Raw genomic sequence first — 21,595 nt, 5'->3', positions numbered from 1 at the left:
CCGCGTCATCCGGCCCGTAGGCCGACCACTCGACCTCGCACCATGGATGTTCCCGACCACATTGCGGGCAAGCATTTCCGCTCATGTCCACCCACGATAGGTGGTCGATCGCGGACGCGCCGTAACTTTTCCGGACTTGTCCAGAACCGGTCCGTCGGTCGCGCCCGGATCACGCCCGGCGCGCACGCGGGAGCGGGCCGCGAGCGAGACGGGGCCCACACATCTATTGCCGACCGCCACTCGAAATGAACCCTGGCCGGTGTTACTTTGATCTGACTATCCGTCAGGTTCTGTGCCGGCTGCCTCACCTGCACGTACACAGGTGAGGCTGCCGGCATGGGCGCGCCCCGAAAGGCGACCCGTGGACTTCGACTTCTCCCCCGACCAGACCGCGTTCAGCGAGACGGTCGAGCGGTTTCTCGACGCCAATCCCGACCCTGAAGTGTTCGATGTCACCCGGGAGAACATGGCCCAGGTCGTCGACACCCCCGCCCGCCGCGCCTACATGCGCAAGATGGCCGACCAAGGCTGGCTCGGCATCACCTGGCCCGAGGAGTGGGGCGGCCAGGACGGCGACGGGGTCTACGAATACCTGCTCAACGAAGCCCTCGCCGGACGCGGTGGACCGCAGATCGGCAAGGGCGTCGGCATCATCGGCAAGACCCTGCTCGCGCACGGCAGCGACAAGCTCAAGGCCGAGTTCCTGCCCAAGATCCTCAAAAACGAGGTCGAGTTCGCGGTCGGCTACAGCGAGCCGGAAGCCGGTTCCGACGCCGCCTCGATGAAGCTGCGCGCGGTCCGCGACGGCGAGGGCTGGCGGCTCAACGGCCAGAAGACCTGGACCACCTCCGCGCACTTCGCCGAGTGGTACTGGGTCGGCGCGCGCACCGACCCCGACGCGCCCAAGCACCACGGCATCACGCTGTTCCTGGTGCCGATGGACCACCCGGGCATCACCGTCCGGGGCATCTGGACGATGGGCGACGAGCGCACCAACGACGTCTTCTTCGACGACGTGTGGGTCTCCGACGAATACGTGGTCGGCGAGCTGAACAAGGGCTTCCAGTACATCTCCCAGGCACTGGACCTGGAACGCTTCACGATGTTCTCGTTCGCCCCGATCCAGCAGCGGCTGAACGTGCTCACCGAGTACGTCAAGGAGGCCACCCGCGACGACGAGCCGCTGCGCGAGGACCCGATCGTGCGCAAGCAGCTCGCCACGCTGGTCACCGAGGCCGCCGTCGCCCGCCTGCTCGGCCTGCGCGTGGTGGCCGCCGCGGCCGGTGGCGGAAAACCGCCCACGGTCGAGGCGTCCGGCTACAAGCTGTACGCCACCGAGCTGTCCAAGCGGCTCGCGAACGCGTCGATGGACATCGCCTCGCCGGGCACCCAACTGCGGGTGGGCACCGAGGACGCGCCGATGACCGGTCGCGCCGACTCGACCTACCGCTACACCGTGCTCGACACCATCGGCGGCGGCACCTCCGAGGTGCAGAAGAACATCATCGCCCGCCGCGGTCTCGGCCTTCCCAAGAACTTCTGACGGGGCCGCGGTCATGTCCGGAGAGTTCCTGGAAGGCGTCACGGTGTTGGACCTCGCGAGCGTGGGCCCCGCCGCCCGCGCCTCGCGCTGGTTGGCGGACTACGGGGCCGAGGTGATCAAGGTCGGCCCGGTCCCGGCCAAGAGCGGCGTGCAGATCGCGCCGCCCTACTACTCGTACAGCGCGCATCGGCGGATGAAGCGCGTGCTGGTCGACATGAAGGCGCCCGAGGGCCGCGAGGCGTTCCTGACCCTGGTCGAGGGCGCCGACGTGGTGATCGAGAGCTTCCGCCCGGGTGTGGTGGACCGGCTGGGCATCGGTCCGGAGGCGGTCGCGGCGCGCAATCCGTCCATCGTCTACTGCTCGACGTCCGGCTTCGGTCAGGACGGCCCGCACGCCCAGCAGGCCGGGCACGACCTGAACTACCTGGGCGTGGGCGGCTTCCTGCACATGTCCGGCCCCGGTGCGGACGGCGGTCCGCCGATCCCGGGCGCGACCGTGGCGGACAGCGCGGGCGGCGGGATGCACGCGGTGATCGCGATCATGGGCGCGCTGTTCCGCCGGCAGCGCACCGGCGAGGGCGCCCGCCTGGACGTCTCGGTGGCCGACGGCATGCTCGCGCTGATGGCGCTGGGCGTGGACGAATACCTGGCCACCGGCGTCGAACCGGAGCCCCGGCACGGCATCCTGACCGGCCGCTACGCGTGCTACGACACCTACCGCGCACGGGACGGCAAGTGGCTGGCGGTGGCCGCGATCGAGGGCCGCTTCTGGGCGAACCTGTGCCGGTTGACCGGGTTGGACAAGTGGGCCCCGCGCCAGCTCGACGACGACGCCCAGGACGCGATCCGGGCCGATCTGGCGGCGGCCTTCGCCACCCGCGACCGGGACGACTGGGTGGCCGAGCTGGCCCCCGCCGACACCTGCGTGTCGGCGGTGCTGTCCGTACCGGAACTGCTGGCGGACCCGCAGTACCTGGCCCGCGGCGCGTTCGCCACCGCCGAGCACCCGGTCCAGGGCGAGTTCCGCCAGGTCGGGCCGGTGCTGGCCGGTCAGCAGGCGCCCACGGACCCGTACCCGGTGCGGGATTCCGGGATCACCGACACCGACGAGCTGCTCGCCGCGGCCGGGCTGGGCCCGCACCGCATCGCCGAGCTTCGCGCTTCAGGAGTGGTCGCATGACGGCACAAGACACCGCGCTGCCCGAGGACGTGGCGGCGCTCATCGGCAAGGTCCAGTACGAGAAGCGGGGTGACTTCCCCGCCGAGCGCGGCTACATCTGGACCTCGTGCGCATCGGTGCAGAACGGCAACCCGCTGTTCTGGGACGAGGCGGTCGCCGAGGAACTGACCGGCGGCCCGATCGCCCCGCTGAGCCTGCTGTCCGCATGGGCCCGGCCGCACTACTGGGCGCCCGGCGCGGAGGGCGAGCAACTCTCCCTCCAGGTGCACTTCGACCTCAAGATCCGCTTCGATCTGCCCGAGGCGATCATGACCGACAACACCAACGTGTTCTACGAACCGGTGCGCCTGGGCGACATCGTGACGTCGCGTCAGGTACTCCGGTCGGTGAGTCCGGAAAAGCGCACCAAGCTCGGGATCGGCCGCTTCTGGGTGATCGACGTCGAGTACCACAACCAGGACGGCGCCCTGTTGGGCACCGAGTCCTACACGGGCTACGGCTACCGGCGGGAGGCCACCGGATGAGCGACCTGACCCTCGATCAGCTGGCCAAGGGCGACGCGCTGCCCACGTTCGGCGTGGACGTCACCGCGACCACGGTCATCCTGGGCGCACTGGCCAGCCGCGACTGGCGGCCGATGCACCACGACCACAAGTTCGCGGTCGAGCGCCAGGGCGTGCAGGACATCTTCCTGAACACCCCGAACCAGGCCGCCTGGTTCGAGCGCTACCTCAACGACTGGACCGGCCCGAAGGGCCGGATCGGCCGAATGGTGTTCCGGATGACCAAGCCGGTCTTCCCGGGCGACCACATGCTGCTCACCGGCACGGTGGACGACGTCTCGGTGGACGAGGCCGGTTGCGGCTGGGTCCGCGCCGAGATCTCGCTGACCGTGGACGGCGCGGCCCGCACCACGGCCACCGCGCGAATCGCGTTGCCCACCACCCCCGACGACAACCCGTGGGACCGGCGCGGCGAGCGCTGGAAGCCCTAGAGGAGACGCGCGATGGACCTCGATTTCACCCAGGAACAGGACATCCTCCGGGAGACCGTGCGCGGCCTGACGGCCCGACACGCCGACCTCGGTGTCGTTCGCGAGTTGGAGAACGACCCGGTCGGGTACCCCGCGGACTTCTGGAAGAAGCTCGGCGAGTCCGGCCTGACCGGCCTGACGCTGCCCGAGAAGTGGGGCGGGTCGGAGATGACCACGCTCGACGCGGCCGTCGTCTACCAGGAGTTCGGGCGCTCGCTCGCGCCGACTCCACACTTCGTCAGCTCGGTCCTGGTCGGCGGCGTCCTCGCCGCGGCCGGATCCGACGACCAACGGCAGAAGTACCTGCCCGGCATCGCGGCCGGCACCACCATCGCGAGCGTGGCGTGGCTGGAGCCGGACCGCGGCTACGGCGGCAAGGGCGTCGCCCTGGCCGCCCGCCCGGACGGTGACGCATACCTGCTGTCCGGCACCAAGCGGCACGTCGCATACGCGTCCGCGGCCGACGTGCTGCTCGTACTCGCCCGTACCGGCACCGCGGGCACCCCGGGCGACCCGGCCCAGGGCATCTCGCTGTTCCTGGTCGACCCGAAGGCGCCGGGGGTGACCCTCACCCAGCAGCAGACAATCGCCTCGGACACCCAGTACCGAGTCGACCTGGCGGACGTACCCGGCGAGTTGGTCGGCTCGGCCGGAGCCGGCTGGCCGACCTGGTCGGACGTGCTGCACGACGGCCTGATCCTGCTCGCGGCCCAGGCCGTGGGCGGCGCCAAGCGCGCCCTGGAGATCACCGTCGAATACGCCAAACACCGCAAGCAGTTCGACAAGCCGCTCGGCGCCTTCCAGGCGATCGCACACAACCTGGCCGACGCCTCGACCGCCGTGGACGGCGCCGAAACCCTGGTCTGGGAGGCCGCCTGGTCCCGGGACAAGGGCCGCGACACCGCGCGCCTGGCCCCGATGGCCAAGCTCTTCGCCGCCCGCACCTACCGCGAGGTCACCGACCTGGCGGTGCACGTACACGGCGGCATGGGCTTCACCCTGGAGTGCGACGTACAGCTGTACTTCCGCCGGGCAAAGTCACTCCAGCTCAACTGGTGGGACGACCGCTACCTGGAGGAACTGATCGCAGCCGACGTCCTCGACAAGGGCTGAACCCCGACGCCGGGGCCACCGCAACGCCACGACACCCCGGCAACACAGCACCACCCGAAGGCGGCCCCCGACCCGAACCGGAGGCCGCCTTCGGGTGGGGACGCTGCGACACACCCCCGCGCGCAAGCAACAAACCGCCGCCCCAAGTCGGAACACCCCTGCCGAGCCGTGCACGGCACCACCACCCCGGCCCCCATCCCCCGCCGCACACCCACCCCGCCTCGCCCCGGCCGCGTAGCGGCCGAGCACCCCGACGCGCAGCAAACGGACCCACCCCGGCCACGAAGTGGACGAGCAGCCCAGACACCACCCACCCCCACGCAACACCCCGCCCCACCCCACCGGCCGCGTAGCGGCCGAGCACCCCGGCGCGCAGCGAACGGACCCACCCCGGCCGCGGAGCGGCCGAGCAGCCCAGAAACCACCCACCCCCACGCAACACCCCGCCCCACCCCACCGGCCGCGTAGCGGCCGAGCACCCCGGCGCGCAGCGAACGGACCCACCCCGGCCGCGGAGCGGACGAGCAGCCCAAACACGACCCACCCCCACGCAACCCCGCCCCACCCCACCGGCCGCGTAGCGGCCGAGCACCCCCGCGCGCAGCGAACGGACCCACCCCGGCCGCGGAGCGGACGAGCAGCCCAGACCACGGATCACTCAAAAGTGGGGTTTCAAAGCATTCGCCCGAGCGTGTCGCCCGCCATCGTCACCCTGATGCCATGGGCAACCCTCGGCGTTCGGCTCAACATGCGGCTCGACATGCAGCTCGGTGTCTACTGGTGGCGTGTGTCGGCCTGCCAACCCTGACCGGCTGCGCCGAAGCCTTCGCCGACGAACGCATCACGGTAACCGTGGAAACCGGCCCCGGACCCAGCCCCGGCCCCAACCCCGACCCCGGCCCCGGCCCCGGCCCCGCCAAACCCGCAGGCCCACGTACAGAGGTGCACACCGGCCGGGTGCACGTGGTGTACCACCCCGGGGTGGTGACCTCCGTCCGGCTCGGCAACGACGTCGCGGTAACCGTGCGTCCCGGCTGCCGATGCCCGACCGAACCGCCACCGCCCACCGCCACCCGACCGCCCCCACCGCCCCCGCCACCACCACGCCCCCGGCCGTCCGCCCCCACACCGGCGGTAACCAAGGCAACAGAACGAGCCCCCATCGCCCCGCCCCCCACCCGGCCGCCGCCGGCCGCGCCTGCCCGCCCGCACATCCCCGTCGTCCCGGTCGTCCCCGTAGTCCCCGTCGTCCCGCTCCCCCAGCCATCGAGTCCCCCCGCATCGAGTCCCCCCGCATCCGTCGCCGAACGGCCGCCCACGCCAAGGCCGGTGCGCATCGCCGCCGCCCCGCCGGACGACGATCCGTCACCCCCCGGCTTCGCGGACGGGATCGGACCGGCCCTGATCGTGTCGATCCTCCCCGCCGCACTCGCGGCACTGCTGCCCCATTCCGGCAGACGAGGAGTGCGCTCGTGATCACCTGGATTCTCGGCGCCCTGCTCGGCGCCGGCATCGCAGCGGGAGCCCTCGTGCTCCTGAGCCGCAGCGAGCACGCCAAGGCGGGCGGGTTCGACGGTCAACTGCTGTCCTTCTGCGGCGGAGCCGTGCTGTCCTCCTTCGTATTGCTGACGAGCTTTCAGATCGTCGGGGCGTGGGAACTCCAGTCCACGGTCCGCCAACACGCGAGCGACGAGGCCCGCGTACTGACCAAGACCTACGCGGCGGCGGGCAGACTTCCGGCGCCGGACCGCGATGCGGTGCGCACCGGGCTGCGCGACTACACCCGCACGGTGATCGACAAGGAATGGCCGGCGATGGCCGACAAGCACGACAGCCCACTCGCGTGGCGACAACTCGACGTGATCGCGGCCCGCGTCGCCGCCGCCTCCGCCACGGCGCACGACACGGCCGCCGACACCGAGGCGGCCGTGGCCGACCTGTACGTCAAACGCCATGTACGGCTCGCCGATCCGGCCGCCGTCACACCGATCGTGCTACCGGTCGCCATGATCGTCGCCGGCGTGTTCGCGATCGTCTTCCCGGCCCTGGTCGGCCCGACCACGGATCGCCGCCACGTCGTCGCACTCGCCTTCGTCGGCGCGATCGTCGCCTTCGGCATCCTGTTCGTCCTACAACTGCGCAGCCCGTACACCGACCCACTCGCCGTACACCCGAGCGCCTTCCGCGCCGCCCTGACCCGCTACACCCAACTGGGCTGACCCACGACGCACACCGGGCCCGCCGCCGCCCACCCCGGACCGGACCGGACCGCCCCCCGCCGGGCCTATCGCCGCGCCACGTAGTGCAAAAGCACGACCCCGTTACCGAAGCCCCGGGTCTGCGCGAGCCGCAGATCGGTCGTCCCATCCATCGGCCGGAACATCGGCATACCGCGTCCGATCAACACCGGATGCACGTAGACCCGGTACTCGTCGATCAGGTCGAGCCTCCTGAAGGTGGCGGCCAGGTCGGCGCCGCCGAGCACCAGATCCCCGCCCGGCTCGGCCTGCAAAGCCCTGATCTCCTCGACCACCACGTCCCGCTTGATCGTGGTGTTCCAGTCCGCGCGCTCCAGGGTCCGCGAGAACACGATCTTCGGCATGTCCCGCCAGATCCCGGCGAACTCGACCATGGCCGCCGTACTCGCCGGATCGGCGTCCGCCGTCGGCCAGAAGTCCGCCATGAGCTGATGGGTGACCCGCCCACTGAGAAACGCACCCATCGTGCCGAGCCACTCGTTGAAGTGCAGATGCAGCTCCTCGTCGACGCGATGCCAGCCGATGTCGTGGTTCGGCCCCTCCATGAAGCCGTCCAGGGACACCGACATGGAGTAGACGATCTTCCGCATCACACGCACCTCATCGAACTCGTCCGAGACCGGGCGGCCTCCCCCGAGCGACTCCCCACGGCCCGCACCGCTTATGCCGACCGCGGTCGCAGTTGACCCGCAGTCGCACGCGACCTGCGGTGGCGCCCATCCACCCGACCGAACCGGGCACAGAATGTCGGGTCCGACGGGCGTGCCCCTTCCTAACGTGGTGCTCGCAAGCGAAGGAAGGAGTCCGTGGTGCTGGAACAGCTGAACCGGGCACTGGATCACCTCGAGGCGCACCTCCACGAACAGCTCGACATCGGCGAGGCGGCCCGGATCGCGGCGACGTCGGAGTACCACTTCCGCCGACTGTTCTCCGCCCTGGCCGGAATGCCACTGTCGGAGTACGTGCGACGCAGGCGGCTCACGCTGGCGGGCGCCGAGGTACTCGCCGACGAGCGGACCCTGCTGGAGATCGCGGTGCGCTACGGCTACACCTCGGGCGAGGCGTTCGCCCGGGCGTTCCGCACGGTGCACGGCGTGGGTCCCGGCGAGGCCCGGCAGACCGGTGCGGCGCTGTACTCCCAGCCACGGATGTCCTTCCGCCTCATCGTGGAAGGAAGCAGCAGCATGCAATATCGGATCGTACGCAAGGACGCGTTCCACGTGGTCGGCAAGAAGGCCCGTGTCCCGCTCGTCCACGAGGGCGTGAACCCAGCGATCGCCGAGTTTGTCCAGGGCATCGCCCGTGAGACGACCGACCGCATCAAGTCCCTGTCCGACCAGGACCCGGACGGGATCGTGGCGGTCACCGACGACATCGACCCCAGCCGCGCCGAGGGCACCGAACTCGACTACTACCACGGGGTTGTGACGAGCACTCAGGTCCCCGTACCCGACGACCTCGACACACTGACCGTCCCGGCCGGCACCTGGGCGGTGTTCGAGAACTCCGGACCCTATCCGCAGGCACTCCAATACCTGTGGCGCGACATCTACACCCAGTGGTTCCCGTCCAACCCGTACCAGAGCCGCCCGGGCCCGGAGATCCTCCGGGTCCGCCCGTCGGCTGACGGCAGCACGGCGGACGCGGCGCTGTGGGTCCCGGTGGAACCGACCGCGCCCTGACCCGAGTTCGGGAATCCAAACCCAAGGGCGATGCCAAGGTCCGGACCGCGGCACTCCCCACACTCGATGTCACCTGCCTCGGACACCGCATCCCCGGGATACCGGTCGCCGCCACGCTCCGGCCGGCCCGAGTCCCTCCACGTCGATCACACCGTCGACGTGGAGGGGCTCGTCGTGATGCGTGACCGTCTCGGGCATGTCGAAAGCCGAGCCTCGAGGCGGCCGATGATGCGCCGGATGTCGGTCGGGGTCCAGGGCCGGGGCAACCGCTCGTCGCGACGTTCGCCAACGCGTATGCCATGCACTTCCGATCACCCGTCGCCGCGCGGAAAACGTGTGGCCGACGCGGCGTGTTACCGGACCGTAGGTGGGACGGCGACTGCGCCGCAGGACCGCGAGGCGGTTGTAACACCGTCCCTCGGGTCGCGTCGTCGCGGCTGTGACCAGGGCAAACGTGCTGTTGCCGGGGCGCCGGGCGGGGTTGGCCCGGGTGGTTCTCGTTCCTTCTCGTGACCATGTCACCGGTCTGCGACAGCGGTGTCGTGGTGCGACGACTCGGGTACCGCCGGGGCCGGCGGCTCGGCCAAGGTGGTCGAGCAGGCACCGAGGGGCCGAGAGGGTTTCGGCTCCAACCACCGGATACCAAGGGGTCGTTCATGTTCCGCAACCGTCGCACCGCCCTCCTCGTCTCCGCGGCCGTTCTCGGCGGCGCGATGTTGACGACGGCGTGCCAGGACACGGACTCGAACGCGAACTCGGGGGCCGCGCAGGGCTCCTCGCCCGTCGCCCCGCCGGCCGCCCCGCCCGGGGCGTCGACCACCGGCGGCAACGGAGGCGGCAACCCGGGAGGCAGCGGGGGCGGTGGCGGGACCGAACCCGCCGGGAAGGTCTCCTCCGGGAAGGACTCCGCCGGGAAGAGTTCCGGCGGACAGGGCACGACCACCGGCGGCGGGGGCGGCGGCGACAACAGCTCGATCGGCAAGTGCCGCACCGACGACCTCAGGGCCACCGCGCAGGACGCCACCATCGGCGGCGACAACGAACTCACCGTCGCCGTGACATTCAAGAACATCGGCCACAACTGCACGATGTCCGGATTCGCGGGCGTCGACCTCCAGACCGCCAAGGGACCCCTGTCCGCGAAGCGCGTCGGCGCCCCGGCCGACCCGTTCGTCCTCAAGAGCGACACGTCGGTGTCCTTCGGCATCACCTACCCCAGCGGCGCCACCGGCGACTACGGGGTCAAGATCACGGGCCTGGAGGTCACCCCGCCCGGAGAGACCAAGACCATCACCCTGCGCTGGCCCGGCACCCCCACCCTGCCGGTCATCGACGGCGCCGGCTCCCCGGTCAACGTCGGCCCCATCGGCAGCGCCGGCCAGGGCGGCTGACCCTCACGACTCGACGGACCGATGAAGACCTCGGGCGCGGCCCCACCACGTAAGCGGTGGGGCCGCGCCCGCACGCCTCCGGTGTGGTTACCCTGCCCTGATGAAGCCGGATCGGGTCGCCTGGAGCAACGCGCTGACCGCAGCCGGGGCCGTGTTCGCCGCGACTGCGGCGTGGGCGACGTTGAGGACTCTGCGATATCAGCGGCAACAGCTCGACGAGCAGCGGTCGTTCGTCGCCGAGCAAACCCGCGTCCTACAGCTCCGACAAAACCAACTGCCGGCGGATGCCAGAGACCGAACCGATCAGGCCCGCAGCATCACGGTCGACAGCAAGTTCGCCGACGTGCCCGGTGATCCCGCTGCCGACGGCAAGGGGTCCCGCACCGTCACGGTCACCAACCCGACCGACTATCCGATACGCAGCGTTCGCGTGGACTTCGGTGGCACTGGCAGTCCGGAGTGGGCGACCATTCAGCTCGAAGGACAGTACGGAGCCACGCGATCGACATATCCGATCGACGTCCTGGCCCCGAGAAGTGTGGCCGTCTTCTACAGCGGCGTATGGCCCGCCAACGACATCTTCCACAACCCGCCTCAGGTTACGTTCACCGATTCCCTGGGGCAGCAGTGGAAGGTGAACGAAAACGGGCAGCGGTGGCTCGTCACGAGTTGACGCCGCAGCGCAGCACGTGGCCATGGCCCCGAGCGATGCCGGACGTTCTACGCATGCGCTTTCTACACGACAGGACGATGCATCACCGCTTCAGCGCCTCCGGCAGCGACGTCCAAGCCGGAGCATCGAAGAGGCACATCGGACCGCTGCGCGCATTCGAGTCTCGACCGAAGGCGTAGCCCCCTGGCTCGGAGGCAGAGCCGACGACGTGACGTGATCCCACGTCGTCGGCGCCTCCGACCTGGCATTCACAGCGCAAGACGACTGGTCGGCCGCCGGCAGGGCGTCACGCTACTTCCACGCACCCAAGAAGGCTTCCCACGCGCTTCCGATGAATGTGAAGACGGGACCGTCAACGACCTTCGAGTCGCGGGCGGCAATGTGGCATCCTGCCGGAGCGACCTCTACGCAGGCATGGTCGGCGTTGGAGTAGGAAGCTTTCCGGAAAGCGCCTATAAATTCCGCTTCTTGCTCGGCGTTCATTTGTTCTCCAGCTCCCCGGCATACTTTTCAACGAACGTCAAGGTGTCTCGAGTTGAGAGAGCGGCTCGCTTCAGACGTTTGACATGGCGGTCGATTTCACGGAGATCGCGCGGCTCTTCACTGATGGATCGCCGGCCGACAACCCCATCCTGCACCAAGATCTTCGGAGCATTGATGGTGTTGAACTGGTATCTGGCTTGTTACTCGCAGCGAGTCTTCGGACTCCCATGGTGATCATTTCCGCACCGCAGTTCGGCAGCCCCGCACCTTGCCGCCGGCAGCGATGAACCAGCGACCAGTGCTCCTGTCCGCCGGGTTGAGGCGCCGACGGTCGACTCACGCCCTGCGAGAAACCTGCATCCCACGATCCCGGCGTCACATGGGAGTCGCCATGCAACAGGCCACCCTCAAACAGGGCTTTCCGCTGACCGAGACCTCCGTGAGGCTCACACGCGACTGCGCGCGGCGGTTCTGCGTGGATCGACAGATCCCCGCTCCTGCCGCCGACTCGGCCGCGCCGATAACCACCGAGCCGGCGACCAACGCCGTCCGGCACACGCAACGAGGGGCCATGCGTGCCGAGTTCACCCTCGTTCTGACCCTCTGCGGCTGGAAGCTCGACATCGCGGTGTGGGACTACCCGCCCTCGCCGTGCCCCCGACTCCAGGCCCTCGCGAATATTCCGCTCGACGCCCGAAGCGGCCGTGGACTCGCCTTGGTCCAGAGCAACGCGGCCGGATTCACCTGGTCGCGCAGGCCGAGCGGCAAGCTCGTCTCCGCGTGGATCGAGGTCGAGACCGACCAGCCGGCACATGCCCCGGCCGGTGCACAGGCCCCGCTCTTCTGACCGCACACCTCTGACCGCACAACATCCGACCACCGGGTACCACGCCACCCGCGCTCGCGGCGGGACCGAGCTCACTCCCACCGACCACGGGAGAAGAGCAGTCCCATCACAGCAACCCCCGGCACTGCGGCGGGAGTTCAGCCACGCACCACCTGCTGAAGCCCACCCGGGTGGAAGCCGACGGACCGACGACCCGCAACCCTTACGCGCCTACCTCGTCGCCGCCGGCGAGACCTTCGACGTCATCGAGGTCGACGAGCCCCTCGGCCGCGCCACCCTCGCCGTCCTACGAGCACACGGCCTCGATCCCGGTCCGGTCATCTTCGGCCGCCGCCATCGCCGAATCGGATTCCTCGTCCCACCCGACGCCACCCACACCCTGCCCACCCGCGAACGACGAACCGGCCCCCGCCACCACGGTCGCGGCTCCTGGATCACCATCCCCCGCCCCAACGCCCTTCCCGGCGACCCCATCGTCTGGCTCGTGGAACCACCCGACGACGACACCCGCACCCCCTGCACCCTTCGCTGCGTCCGCCGAGCAATCCAACAAGCAGCCCAAACCCTCTGACCCGACCTCGACTCCCCGACCGCCGACCGCCGACCGGAGCCCCGGATGAAGTGGCCGCGGGCGGACCGTCAGACTTCGCCGCGGGCCGTCCGCAGGTCCGCGCCGCGCAAGCCGACGCAGTCGAACTCCCAAAAGGTCTCGGAGTAGACGAACGTGCCCGTCATCCACGGCTCGTACGCGGACAGCCGGACAACCTGGAAAGCCCCGTCCGGATAGCGCAACGACGGTGCCCGGAAGCCCGCCGCTTCGGCGGCCCGGAAGCCGCGCTTCCCGTAGTAGCTCGGCGCTCCCTCCAGAAAGACCAGGGGAACACCCAGACCGTCGGCTTCCGCAAGGGCATGTCGGATGAGCCGGGTGCCGATGCCATGGTCCTGGAACGCCGGAAGTACGCCCAGCGGCGACAGGGACAGCACGTCCACGATCCGGCGCGGAGCATCCAGCCGACCCGCGCTCAGCATGACGTGCCCGACGACCCGGTCGTCGAGAGTGGCGACGTAGGACATCGGCACCAACGCGGCCTTGGCAACGCGAAGTGCCGCCACGAGCCCGGGAGCCCGCTCGCCGTCCCCGAAGGCGCGCGCGTGGACCTTGTACACATCCGCGTGATCGCCCTCCGTCTCCTGCCGAATCGTCAACTCGGCACCATCGAGGCTGATTCGAGGGCCCTCCGGCCCCGGGGCGGGAGATGTCATGACCGCGACGGTAGCCCGTGCAACGGCACGCTCGCGAGGCGATTGCGCACCACGTCGTAGGAGGTCGTCCCGTGTGACTCCGAAGGAACCGGAGCCAGGACCCGTGGGTCGGAAATTCAGGGACCGGGCGTGCCGTCGACGGGCGGGGCGGGGCGGTACAGCCGCCAGATCACGTCGATCCCGCGGCCCGAGGGGGCTGTGGGCGGCGTCCCCTGTTCACGTCGGACTTCGGTGAAGCCCAACCGGCGCGGTATCGCGGCGCTGGAGGTGTTGGCCAGGTCGTGCGAGATTTCCAGGTACTCCACATCCGGCAGGGTGAACATCTCGGCGACCAACGCCGCCGTCGCCCTCGTGGCGAGGCCCCGGCCGGTCGCGGCAGGGTGCAGCCAGTAGCCGATGCGCCGGCCCTGAGGCTCGGCCCCGCGGGAGGACTGGCACATGCCGACGGGAGTGCCGTCCTTGGTGATGGCGTAGTTGTACACCTCGCCGGTGTCCCAGCGCGCCTCGAACTTCGCGAGCAGGCCCAGGGTGTTCTCCTCGCTGTGACCGGCAACCCACAGCTCCCAAGGGCGCAGGTGGTCCACGGACTCCTCGATCAACGCGAATGCCGGAGCGAAGTCTTGCTGCCCCTCCCAGCGTCGCAGGACGAAGTCTCCGCATTCGATGAGCCGCCTCGGTTGCGCCATGACGGCCATGATCGTTCGCAGCACGGCTCTCCGCAACGGGCCTCGCAACCTCGGGGACACACGGCTCGATTCAGGCGGTCCCCACCCCGCCATCCGCGCGGCACCGACACCGGCAGGACACGTCCGCTCCCTCAGGGCAGATACGTCCGGAAGATCTCGCCGAGTGCACCGTCCTGGTGGTCCGGGACGCGGTAGAACGTGCGAATGACGACCGAGCCGTCCTCCTCGAAGCGGTAGGTCTCGATACTGGGGACCATGCCGGCCACGCCGTTCTCGGTGAAGTGGTTCTCCATCAGCCACGCGACCTCGTTGCCGCATACGAACAGCGTGCCCGGCCGGATGCGGAACTTCACCGTCGGCTGAAACAGGTCCCACGAGTCCAGACAGCAGTGTTCGAAGCCGAACTTCTCCGGCGTCCCCACCGGGTCCAGCATCCGGAAGTCGCCCGGCCCGACGGCGCGCCAGTTCGCGGTCCAGGCCTCCTTGTCGCCGGCGTTCCACAGGGCCACATACTGCTCGGCCCAGTGCAGCAGTTGCCTGGTGTCGGGGATTGCCATGGGGCTCCTCGGTATGTTGTCGGGCTGTCGGGTGTGGTCCGGCCGGGCGAAGGCGGGTCGTCAGACGCCGTAGCCGCCGTCCACATCCAGCTTCTGGCCGCTGATGAAGCCCGCCCGGTCGGAGGCCAGGAAGCAGACCGCCTCGGCGATGTCCGCCGCCCGGCCGAATCGCCGGAGCGGGATGTTGCGCCGCGCGACGTCCAGCGCGCGCTCGTCCAGGTCGCCGCTGTCGATCAGCCGTGCCGCCATGCCGTCGGTGAGCATGCCCGGCCCGACACTGTTCGCACGGACCCCGAATCGGCCCTCCTCGGCCGCGATGCCGCGCACGATCGCCTCGACCGCGCCCTTCGTACAGGACGACAGGCCGTCCCGGACCGGAAACCGGCTCGTCGCGGCCGTTGTGACCGCGACCAGACTGCCGTTGCCCGCCGCCCGCAGGTGCGGCAGCGACGGGTGCACCAGGTTGAAGAACGCGGCGGCGTCGCCGTCGAGTTGCTCGCGGTACTGGGCCGGCGTGACCCGACTCAGGTGCAACATCGGTACGTGCGGCCCGGACGCGTAGACAACCGTGTGCACGCCGCCGAACTCCGCCGCCGCCGCATCCACGAAGGTCGCCACGGCGTCCGCGTCGGTGAGATCGACCTGCCATGCGCGGGCCCGCCGGCCGTGCTCGGACCGGGCCTGCTCGGCAACCGCCTCGGTCGCGGCGGCTCCCTTGCGATAGGTGACCGCCAGGTCCGCACCGCGCTCGGCGAACATCCGACAGATCGCGGCACCGATCCCGCCCCCGGCCCCGACGACCACGACCGCCCCGGCCCGACTCTCGAAGTCGCGCTCCATGACTGGCTCCCTGCTGCTGCCGAGCTGATCTGACGACCAGTCAGGAATATCCCCAGTCCGGAGAACTGTCAATGGACAACCACCCTGATCAGCATAAACACCAAAACTGGTTGACCTACATCACGCAACTCGCCGCCCCGCGAAGCCGGCACGCCCACAACCCACCCGAGGAGACGATCGGGCCTGACCGAACCGAGACATGAACCGACTGGGATGCTGAACCGCCGCCCGTCACCTGCGGCCGGTCACCCCATTCCGGGCCCGTGCCCGTGCCCGTCCCGCCCCGTCCCGCTCCCGTTGCCGCTCCCAGCAGAGGTCCCCGCCTTGGCACGTCCCCGCATCCGCCCCTCGCTCGGCCTGCTCGCGGCCGCATTGCTCGCCGCCACAACCGCATGCTCGGAGGCCGCCGAGGTGAGCACGGCCGGCCCCGCACCGGCCCCGCCCACCACAACCACCACCACCGCCGACTCCGCAACGAAGCCCACCCCCACCGCACCGGCGTCGCCCCGCACCGCGCCCTACCTGTCGAGCGACGAACTGAAACGGGCACTGCTCCCGAGGATGGACATGCCCGAGAGCTGGACCACGTACGTGGACACGGATCCGGTACCGGAGGGCAAAGACGCCGCCGGCGACTGTGCGCGGCTCACGGCCATGCTGAATCCCTCCTCCGGCGTGTTCCCGGTCAAGGGCGCGGCGTCGATCACGGCCAGGGATCCGGCGCCCGGTGGCAAGTCATACGCGATCTTCGGCGTGACGTTGACCTCCCTCACCCCCGGCGACGCGGAGGGCCTCATCCCCAAGGCCCGGGAACTCGTGCCCCGTTGCCCGACCGAGCGATTCAACCAAGAGGGACTCACGGGCCGACTGACCACCCGCGAGATCGCAGACCCCAAGCTCGGCGACGCGAGCATGACCGCCGAGGTCGTGACGCGGTTGGACAACGGCCAGGGATGGGCGCACTCCATCGTCCTGATCCGCGTGGGCACCACCCTCATCCGGGTAACCCACGTCAACCTCACCGAGCCGACACCCCACCACCCCGACGAGAGCCTGGTACGCAAGCAACTCGACCAGGTCACGGCGGCAATGCGCGGCGGCGGCACCGGCTGACACGCGGCCCACAGCCCACATCCCACGCCGCGGCGGCCTCGGCCCCGGACCGAATCCGGACCGAGGCCGAGGCCGCCACAACACGACATGACACGAACACACGAGACGTCGAGACCCGGATACGTCAAGCGTCGAAACGCCGGAGACTCCACGCCCGCCCGCGGTCCGTCCGTCGAGGCCATGCAGACAAGAGGCCCCAGCCGGGCGCCGACCCGTCACTCCTCCGGCGCGCGACCCAACGCCTCGCCGAACTCGGCGAGCAGGTCGGCGAGTCGGTCGACCTTCTCGGCCGGCCAGTCGGCGAGGACCTCACTCATCAGGCCGGCCCATTGGGCACGGATCCCGTCGGCCAGACGCCGTCCACGCCGAGTCGCCCGAAGCAGGTGCGCGCGACCGTCCGTCGGGTCTACCGATCGCTCGACGAATCCGCCCCGGACGAGTACGTCCACCTGACGGCTCGTCGTGGACCGGTCGCTGTCCAGGAGTTCGGCCAGAGCCGAGGCCCGCACCGGGCCGAACTTCACCACCCGCGTAAGCGTCTGGGCCTCGCCGCGAGTGAGTTCCCCGCCCGCCCGGCGAGCAAGCTCGCGATGCCGACGCCCGCTCCGCGCCCCGGCCATGACCACTTCGAGGCCGGCCTGCAACCGCCCGAATGCCTGCCCCCGCGCGACCGCGTCATCCTCATCCCGAGTCACGCCCCGCGCCACCTTCCCCCACCCCAGCCGGCACCCACAGCGTGCGTCCGCCCAGCGTACTGAGCCGCCCGCCCACCCCCTGGCACGAACCGCCCCCGATGCCCGCCCGTCCGCGGGCATCCGGCCCACCTCCGTCGAAGCCCGAGCGGGACTGATTCGCATCGGCGACGCCGGGAACGACCCGACCCGGCGCGATGCCTCGGGACACGATCCCGCACCCGCGCGGCCAAGCCGGGCCGAGTCCGCTCCTCAGCGGACAAGCTTCCCGACACGGGCCGCCGGGTCTTCCGAGCCGGTCGTCCCACCCCACGGCACCGTCCCGACCGCCCGCCGCTCGATCAGACCCCGCCTGGGTCGCGGCATGGCCCGTCGCCCACGCCTGGTCCGGGTCCGCACACTCCTCGCCCTCGGCGTCCTGATCGACACCTTCCCGGACCGCTCGACCCTCGTCCCAGCCACGGCCCTCGACACCGGCAAAGCCTTCTGGCGGCCCACCCAGCCTCGCGCTTGAGCCACCCAGCCCGGCCTGCGTTCGAGGCCAACCCAAGGCAACCAAGGCAACCCAAGCCCAACGTCGGACCAAACCCCCCAGCCCGGCCCGCGCTTGAGACCAACCTCGGAAGCCATTGCGGCCAGAGCGCCCGGCCAGAGCGCCCCGCTAGAGCGTCCCCGCCAACGCCTCTTCGTTCTCCTCCGCCCCGCCGAACTGCGTCGAGTGCACCCAAGCCCGCTTCAGATACAGATGCACATCCACCTCCCAGGTGAACCCCATCCCCCCGTGCACCTGCGTGGCGTCCTTGCCGTTGCGCGTCGCCGCGTCGTCGCCCATGACCTTCGCCGTGAGCACCGCGACCTCCGGATCGCCCACCGCCGGGTCGTCCAGCGTCACGGCCGCCGCGTACACCGCCGCCCGCGCCAGCTCGGTCCGCACCAGCATGTCCGCGCACAGGTGCTTGACCGCCTGGAAGCCGCCGATCACCCGCCCGAACTGCTCCCGCTCCTTGGCGTACTGCGTGGCCAACTCGGTGAGCCGACCCGCGATGCCCAGCTGAAGCGCCCCCGTGAGCACCGCTCCGATTCGGCGCCACTGCTCCGCAACGAGAGCATCGGCCACCAACTCACCCACCGGCAGCTCGTCCACCGACGTCACCGGCGTGAACGGATCCACCGGATGCGCCACCCGCACCCCCCGCACGGCGGCCGGGTCCACCCGCCGAATGCCCTCACCCGTCAGCACCAACAAACAATCCAACGCGTCCAGGTGCTCCACGAGCAGCGGCCACGAGTCGCCCTCGATCAGCCCCACCACCGCGTCACCCGCAGCCGCCTTTGCCCCCAGCTCCCCGGGCAGCGACGCCGCCAGGTGCGTGGCCACCAGCGGCCCGGGCAGCAGCACCCGACCCGCCTCCTCGTACACCAGCGCCGCCTCGGCCACCCCGAGCCCGACGCCGCCCGCCTCCTCGGCGATCCGCAGCGAGAAGAAGCCGGTGTCGGCCAGTTCGCGCCACAACCCGCGGTCCACCATCCCGGGCACCGGCGCGGTGTCCACCAGGGCTCGCATGCGATCCCGACCGAACCGCCCCTCGCAGAACTCCCGTACCCCGGACCGCAGATCGCGCTGGTCCTCGCTCAGCTGGAAATCCATGCCCGATCACCGTTCCTTCGGCAGGCCGAGAATGCGCTCGCCCACGATGTTGCGCTGGATCTGCGACGTGCCCGCCGCGATCGTGTACGACAGCGACGACAGCCGTTCGTCCATCAACGAGCCACTGGGCAGCCCCGCGACGTCGTCCACGGCCAGGGCGGCCCGACCGAGCAGCCGATGTGCCAGGTCGTACACCTTCTGCTTCGTCTCGGAGAACCGCAGCTTGAACACCGAACCGCCCACGCCCGGCACCCCGGAGCGCTGCGCCTCGGACACGTTCCACTTGGTCAACGCCCACAACGCCTCGAACTCGGCGGTCAGGTGCCCGAGTTCGCGCCGCAGCGCCAAGTCGTCCCAGGCACTCGCCTGACGTCGCGTCACCTTCTTGGCCAGCGCGGCGAGTTCGCGCAGCAGTCGCTGGCAGGCGACCACTTCGCTGACGAACGCCGTACCGCGCTCGAACGACAGCGTGACCATGGTGACCCGCCAGCCGTCGTTCTCCTCGCCGACCCGGTTGGTCACCGGCACCCGCACGTCGTCGAAGAACACCTCGGCGAACTCCGAGGTGCCCATCACCGTCTCCAGCGGACGAATGGTGATGCCCGGCGTGTCCATCGGCACGATCAGCCAGGTGATCCCCTTGTGCTTCGGGGCGTCCGGGTCGGTGCGTACCAACATCTCGCAGTAGTCCGCGACTTCCGCGTGCGAGGTCCAGATCTTCGAGCCGTTGACGACATAGTCGTCACCGTCCCGGACCGCCCGGGTCCGCAGCGAGGCGAGGTCGCTGCCGGCACCCGGCTCGGAGAAGCCCTGGCACCACACGTCGTCGCCGCGCAGGATGCCCGGCAGGTACCGGCGCCGCTGCTCGTCGGTACCTGCCGCGTCGATGGTCGGTCCAGCGTGCAGCAGGCCGACGAAGTTCGCACCCACGTACGGCGCGCCGGCCCGCTCGGTCTCCTCCAGGAAGATCAGATGCTCGGTCGGCGTGGCCCCCTTGCCGCCCGCCTCGACCGACCAGTGCAGGCCCGCATAGCCGGCCTCGAACAACAACCGCTGCCAGGCCGTGTCATAGGCCCGCCGACCCGGCCAGTCGTTGCGGTCGGGCTTGGCCGGCAACAACGGAATGGCCCGGTCGAGCCACGCGCGCAGTTCCGCGCGAAAGCTCTCCTCGGCCTCGGTATACCGGAGGTCCATGGTTCTCGACTCCCTGTCGAACGAAAGGTCGAATGCTCGGGCAACCGAACGGCCTACCGACCGGAAGGCCCCCGGACCGGACGACCCGTGGCAACCCACCGAGCCGAAGCCCGAAGAACAAGCGCAAATCACGCAACCCGAAGGACGAAGCACGAAGGGCCAAGCACGGAGCCCAGCGCCCAGCGCCCCGCGCCCAAAGGACCGAGCCCAGAGCACGAAGCACGAGGCACCAAACACCCAGCACCCAGCACCCAGCACCCAGCACCAGGCACCAGGCCGAAGTGCTCCGCCCGAAGAACGAAGACCGAACTCAGGCCCCGTACACCGGCGTCGGCGCAGGCGCCTCGTCCAGCAGCTTCGCCACCACCGGACCGAGCTCGGCCGGCTCCCAGCGACGACCCGCGCGCGCCTCCGGACCGTGCTGCCAGCCCGTCGCCACCGAGACCTTGTCGCCCTCGACCTCGAACACCCGCCCGGTGACGTCGCGCGACTCGGCCGAGCCGAGCCAGACCACCAGCGGCGAGATGTTCGCCGGGTCGTAGAAGTCGAAGCTGCCGTCCTCGGGCTTGCGCACCATGTCGGGCATCGCCTCCTCGGTCATCCGGGTCCGCGCGGCGGGCGCGATCGCGTTGGCGGTCACGCCGTACCGACCCATCTCCACCGCGGCGATCTGGGTCAGGCACGTGATGCCGGCCTTGGCCGCGGCGTAGTTGCCCTGCCCGACCGAGCCCATCAGCCCCGCGCCGGACGTGGTGTTGATCAGCCGCGCGTCGATCGGGTTGCCCGCCTTGGCCTGCGCGCGCCAGTACACACCGGCGTGGCGCATCACCGCGAAGTGCCCCTTGAGGTGCACCCGGATCACCGCGTCGAACTCGTCCTCGCCGAGCGAGACCAACATCCGGTCGCGCAGGAAGCCCGCGTTGTTGACCACCACGTCCAACCGGCCGAACGCGTCGATGGCGGTCTGTACCAGCCGCTCCGCGCCCGCCCAGTCGGCCACGTCGTCCGCGTTGACGACGGCCTTGCCGCCCAGCGCCTCGATGTCGGCCACGACCTGCTGGGCCGGCCCGAGCGAACGCCCGTCGCCCTGGCGCGAGGCGCCGATGTCGTTGACCACCACGTGCGCGCCCTCACGCGCGAACGCCAGCGCGTGCTCGCGCCCGATGCCGCCGCCGGCACCGGTGACGATGACGACGCGCCCCTCGCAGATCCCACTCATTCCAGGCCCCTCCGGTGTGCTGACGACGTGTGCCGACGCGAGTCGGAATACCTCGGAAGCGGCCCGCCGGGAACCCGACGAGCCGCCCCTTGCCGCTGAACCAATGAACCGAAGCCCCGCAACCTCGGAGCCCCACAACCCGAACCCCGAAACCCCCGGCCCCGACCACGCCGAACCCGA

The 21,595-nt window shown here is 70.2% G+C and carries 22 protein-coding genes; 12 read left to right on the top strand and 10 right to left on the bottom strand.

The annotated features are described in order from the left end of the window. Positions 1–361 precede the first annotated feature (361 nt). The 6 genes from ACZOOI_RS16605 to ACZOOI_RS16580 all read left to right on the top strand — a co-directional run bounded on the left by ACZOOI_RS16605 (position 362) and on the right by ACZOOI_RS16580 (position 7,088). The gene (locus ACZOOI_RS16605; RefSeq protein ID WP_391586510.1) at positions 362–1,543 is read left to right on the top strand and encodes an acyl-CoA dehydrogenase family protein; all 1,182 of its coding nucleotides are present in this window, start codon (positions 362–364) and stop codon (positions 1,541–1,543) included. Positions 1,544–1,556: 13 nt separating this feature from the next. Continuing rightward, positions 1,557–2,723, top strand: coding sequence for a CaiB/BaiF CoA transferase family protein (locus ACZOOI_RS16600; protein WP_465276606.1), 1,167 nt, complete (start codon positions 1,557–1,559; stop codon positions 2,721–2,723). Continuing rightward, a complete protein-coding gene (locus ACZOOI_RS16595) occupies positions 2,720–3,247 on the top strand; it encodes an FAS1-like dehydratase domain-containing protein (protein WP_465276605.1) in 528 nt (175 codons plus the stop codon). The genes ACZOOI_RS16600 and ACZOOI_RS16595 overlap by 4 nt, the downstream gene beginning before the upstream one ends. Continuing rightward, a complete protein-coding gene (locus ACZOOI_RS16590; protein WP_465276604.1) occupies positions 3,244–3,717 on the top strand; it encodes a hotdog family protein in 474 nt (157 codons plus the stop codon). The genes ACZOOI_RS16595 and ACZOOI_RS16590 overlap by 4 nt, the downstream gene beginning before the upstream one ends. 12 nt (positions 3,718–3,729) lie before the next feature. After that, a complete protein-coding gene (locus tag ACZOOI_RS16585) occupies positions 3,730–4,869 on the top strand; it encodes an acyl-CoA dehydrogenase family protein (RefSeq protein ID WP_465276603.1) in 1,140 nt (379 codons plus the stop codon). Between the two features lie 1,472 nt (positions 4,870–6,341). Next, on the top strand, positions 6,342–7,088 hold the full coding sequence (locus ACZOOI_RS16580; protein WP_465276602.1) for a bestrophin-like domain: 747 nt from the start codon (positions 6,342–6,344) through the stop codon (positions 7,086–7,088). Between the two features lie 65 nt (positions 7,089–7,153). Here ACZOOI_RS16580 and ACZOOI_RS16575 read toward each other — a convergent pair whose 3' ends face one another. Continuing rightward, complete coding sequence (locus ACZOOI_RS16575; RefSeq protein ID WP_465276601.1) at positions 7,154–7,717, bottom strand: dihydrofolate reductase family protein; 564 nt, start codon at positions 7,715–7,717, stop codon at positions 7,154–7,156. 219 nt (positions 7,718–7,936) lie between these two features. On the opposite strand from ACZOOI_RS16575, the gene ACZOOI_RS16570 reads away from it, so the two are divergent. From ACZOOI_RS16570 to ACZOOI_RS16560, 3 genes are all read left to right on the top strand, one after another. After that, positions 7,937–8,809 (top strand): AraC family transcriptional regulator, encoded by an 873-nt coding sequence (locus tag ACZOOI_RS16570; protein WP_465276600.1) that lies wholly within the window; start codon positions 7,937–7,939, stop codon positions 8,807–8,809. A gap of 656 nt (positions 8,810–9,465) precedes the next feature. Next, positions 9,466–10,200: a DUF4232 domain-containing protein gene (locus ACZOOI_RS16565; RefSeq protein WP_465276599.1), complete on the top strand. Its 735-nt coding sequence runs from the start codon at positions 9,466–9,468 to the stop codon at positions 10,198–10,200. Between the two features lie 100 nt (positions 10,201–10,300). Then, the gene (locus ACZOOI_RS16560) at positions 10,301–10,873 is read left to right on the top strand and encodes a hypothetical protein (RefSeq protein WP_465276598.1); all 573 of its coding nucleotides are present in this window, start codon (positions 10,301–10,303) and stop codon (positions 10,871–10,873) included. Between the two features lie 291 nt (positions 10,874–11,164). Here ACZOOI_RS16560 and ACZOOI_RS16555 read toward each other — a convergent pair whose 3' ends face one another. Then, the gene (locus tag ACZOOI_RS16555; protein WP_465276597.1) at positions 11,165–11,356 is read right to left on the bottom strand and encodes a DUF397 domain-containing protein; all 192 of its coding nucleotides are present in this window, start codon (positions 11,354–11,356) and stop codon (positions 11,165–11,167) included. A gap of 391 nt (positions 11,357–11,747) precedes the next feature. On the opposite strand from ACZOOI_RS16555, the gene ACZOOI_RS16550 reads away from it, so the two are divergent. After that, positions 11,748–12,203, top strand: a complete 456-nt coding sequence (locus ACZOOI_RS16550; protein ID WP_465276596.1) for an ATP-binding protein — start codon at positions 11,748–11,750, stop codon at positions 12,201–12,203. A gap of 639 nt (positions 12,204–12,842) precedes the next feature. Here the strand turns inward: ACZOOI_RS16550 and ACZOOI_RS16545 are convergent. The 4 genes from ACZOOI_RS16545 to ACZOOI_RS16530 all read right to left on the bottom strand — a co-directional run bounded on the left by ACZOOI_RS16545 (position 12,843) and on the right by ACZOOI_RS16530 (position 15,549). Continuing rightward, positions 12,843–13,466, bottom strand: coding sequence for a GNAT family N-acetyltransferase (locus tag ACZOOI_RS16545; RefSeq protein WP_465276595.1), 624 nt, complete (start codon positions 13,464–13,466; stop codon positions 12,843–12,845). A 116-nt stretch (positions 13,467–13,582) separates the two neighbouring features. Beyond that, entirely contained in the window at positions 13,583–14,152 is a 570-nt protein-coding gene (locus tag ACZOOI_RS16540; RefSeq protein WP_465276594.1) for a GNAT family N-acetyltransferase, read from the bottom strand. Between the two features lie 131 nt (positions 14,153–14,283). Next, positions 14,284–14,709, bottom strand: a complete 426-nt coding sequence (locus ACZOOI_RS16535; protein WP_465276593.1) for a nuclear transport factor 2 family protein — start codon at positions 14,707–14,709, stop codon at positions 14,284–14,286. 60 nt (positions 14,710–14,769) lie between these two features. Further along, positions 14,770–15,549, bottom strand: a complete 780-nt coding sequence (locus ACZOOI_RS16530) for an SDR family NAD(P)-dependent oxidoreductase (RefSeq protein ID WP_020549670.1) — start codon at positions 15,547–15,549, stop codon at positions 14,770–14,772. Positions 15,550–15,873: 324 nt separating this feature from the next. Between ACZOOI_RS16530 and ACZOOI_RS16525 the strand changes: the two genes are divergently transcribed. Continuing rightward, positions 15,874–16,662, top strand: coding sequence for a hypothetical protein (locus ACZOOI_RS16525; RefSeq protein WP_465276592.1), 789 nt, complete (start codon positions 15,874–15,876; stop codon positions 16,660–16,662). Between the two features lie 215 nt (positions 16,663–16,877). Here ACZOOI_RS16525 and ACZOOI_RS16520 read toward each other — a convergent pair whose 3' ends face one another. Beyond that, positions 16,878–17,357 carry a MarR family winged helix-turn-helix transcriptional regulator gene (locus tag ACZOOI_RS16520; RefSeq protein ID WP_465276591.1) on the bottom strand — a complete coding sequence of 160 codons (480 nt, stop codon included), beginning with the start codon at positions 17,355–17,357 and terminating at the stop codon, positions 16,878–16,880. A 361-nt stretch (positions 17,358–17,718) separates the two neighbouring features. Here ACZOOI_RS16520 and ACZOOI_RS16515 point away from each other — a divergent pair, with 361 nt between their 5' ends. After that, positions 17,719–17,868, top strand: coding sequence for a hypothetical protein (locus tag ACZOOI_RS16515; RefSeq protein WP_465276590.1), 150 nt, complete (start codon positions 17,719–17,721; stop codon positions 17,866–17,868). A 147-nt stretch (positions 17,869–18,015) separates the two neighbouring features. On the opposite strand, the gene ACZOOI_RS16510 is transcribed toward ACZOOI_RS16515, so the two are convergent. From ACZOOI_RS16510 to ACZOOI_RS16500, 3 genes are all read right to left on the bottom strand, one after another. Then, the gene (locus ACZOOI_RS16510; RefSeq protein WP_465276589.1) at positions 18,016–19,002 is read right to left on the bottom strand and encodes an acyl-CoA dehydrogenase family protein; all 987 of its coding nucleotides are present in this window, start codon (positions 19,000–19,002) and stop codon (positions 18,016–18,018) included. A 6-nt stretch (positions 19,003–19,008) separates the two neighbouring features. Then, positions 19,009–20,196 carry an acyl-CoA dehydrogenase gene (locus ACZOOI_RS16505; RefSeq protein WP_465276588.1) on the bottom strand — a complete coding sequence of 396 codons (1,188 nt, stop codon included), beginning with the start codon at positions 20,194–20,196 and terminating at the stop codon, positions 19,009–19,011. A gap of 310 nt (positions 20,197–20,506) precedes the next feature. Continuing rightward, positions 20,507–21,415, bottom strand: a complete 909-nt coding sequence (locus ACZOOI_RS16500; protein WP_465276587.1) for an SDR family oxidoreductase — start codon at positions 21,413–21,415, stop codon at positions 20,507–20,509. Between the last annotated feature and the right edge of the window lie 180 nt (positions 21,416–21,595).

It is taken from the genome of Embleya sp. L77 (assembly GCF_055557415.1).
This window is presented reverse-complemented; position numbering and strand designations above follow the sequence as displayed.

Bases quoted from the DNA above. Each gene is read 5' to 3' on its own strand.
- ACZOOI_RS16600 (WP_465276606.1), top strand. From the start codon at position 1,557: ATGTCCGGAGAGTTCCTGGAAGGCGTCACGGTGTTGGACCTCGCGAGC.
- ACZOOI_RS16595 (WP_465276605.1), top strand. From the start codon at position 2,720: ATGACGGCACAAGACACCGCGCTGCCCGAGGACGTGGCGGCGCTCATC.
- ACZOOI_RS16590 (WP_465276604.1), top strand. From the start codon at position 3,244: ATGAGCGACCTGACCCTCGATCAGCTGGCCAAGGGCGACGCGCTGCCC.
- ACZOOI_RS16585 (WP_465276603.1), top strand. From the start codon at position 3,730: ATGGACCTCGATTTCACCCAGGAACAGGACATCCTCCGGGAGACCGTG.
- ACZOOI_RS16575 (WP_465276601.1), bottom strand. From the start codon at position 7,717: ATGCGGAAGATCGTCTACTCCATGTCGGTGTCCCTGGACGGCTTCATG.
- ACZOOI_RS16565 (WP_465276599.1), top strand. From the start codon at position 9,466: ATGTTCCGCAACCGTCGCACCGCCCTCCTCGTCTCCGCGGCCGTTCTC.
- ACZOOI_RS16560 (WP_465276598.1), top strand. From the start codon at position 10,301: ATGAAGCCGGATCGGGTCGCCTGGAGCAACGCGCTGACCGCAGCCGGG.
- ACZOOI_RS16555 (WP_465276597.1), bottom strand. From the start codon at position 11,356: ATGAACGCCGAGCAAGAAGCGGAATTTATAGGCGCTTTCCGGAAAGCT.
- ACZOOI_RS16550 (WP_465276596.1), top strand. From the start codon at position 11,748: ATGCAACAGGCCACCCTCAAACAGGGCTTTCCGCTGACCGAGACCTCC.
- ACZOOI_RS16545 (WP_465276595.1), bottom strand. From the start codon at position 13,466: ATGACATCTCCCGCCCCGGGGCCGGAGGGCCCTCGAATCAGCCTCGAT.
- ACZOOI_RS16540 (WP_465276594.1), bottom strand. From the start codon at position 14,152: ATGGCGCAACCGAGGCGGCTCATCGAATGCGGAGACTTCGTCCTGCGA.
- ACZOOI_RS16535 (WP_465276593.1), bottom strand. From the start codon at position 14,709: ATGGCAATCCCCGACACCAGGCAACTGCTGCACTGGGCCGAGCAGTAT.
- ACZOOI_RS16530 (WP_020549670.1), bottom strand. From the start codon at position 15,549: ATGGAGCGCGACTTCGAGAGTCGGGCCGGGGCGGTCGTGGTCGTCGGG.
- ACZOOI_RS16515 (WP_465276590.1), top strand. From the start codon at position 17,719: ATGGCCCGTCGCCCACGCCTGGTCCGGGTCCGCACACTCCTCGCCCTC.
- ACZOOI_RS16510 (WP_465276589.1), bottom strand. From the start codon at position 19,002: ATGGATTTCCAGCTGAGCGAGGACCAGCGCGATCTGCGGTCCGGGGTA.
- ACZOOI_RS16505 (WP_465276588.1), bottom strand. From the start codon at position 20,196: ATGGACCTCCGGTATACCGAGGCCGAGGAGAGCTTTCGCGCGGAACTG.
- ACZOOI_RS16500 (WP_465276587.1), bottom strand. From the start codon at position 21,415: ATGAGTGGGATCTGCGAGGGGCGCGTCGTCATCGTCACCGGTGCCGGC.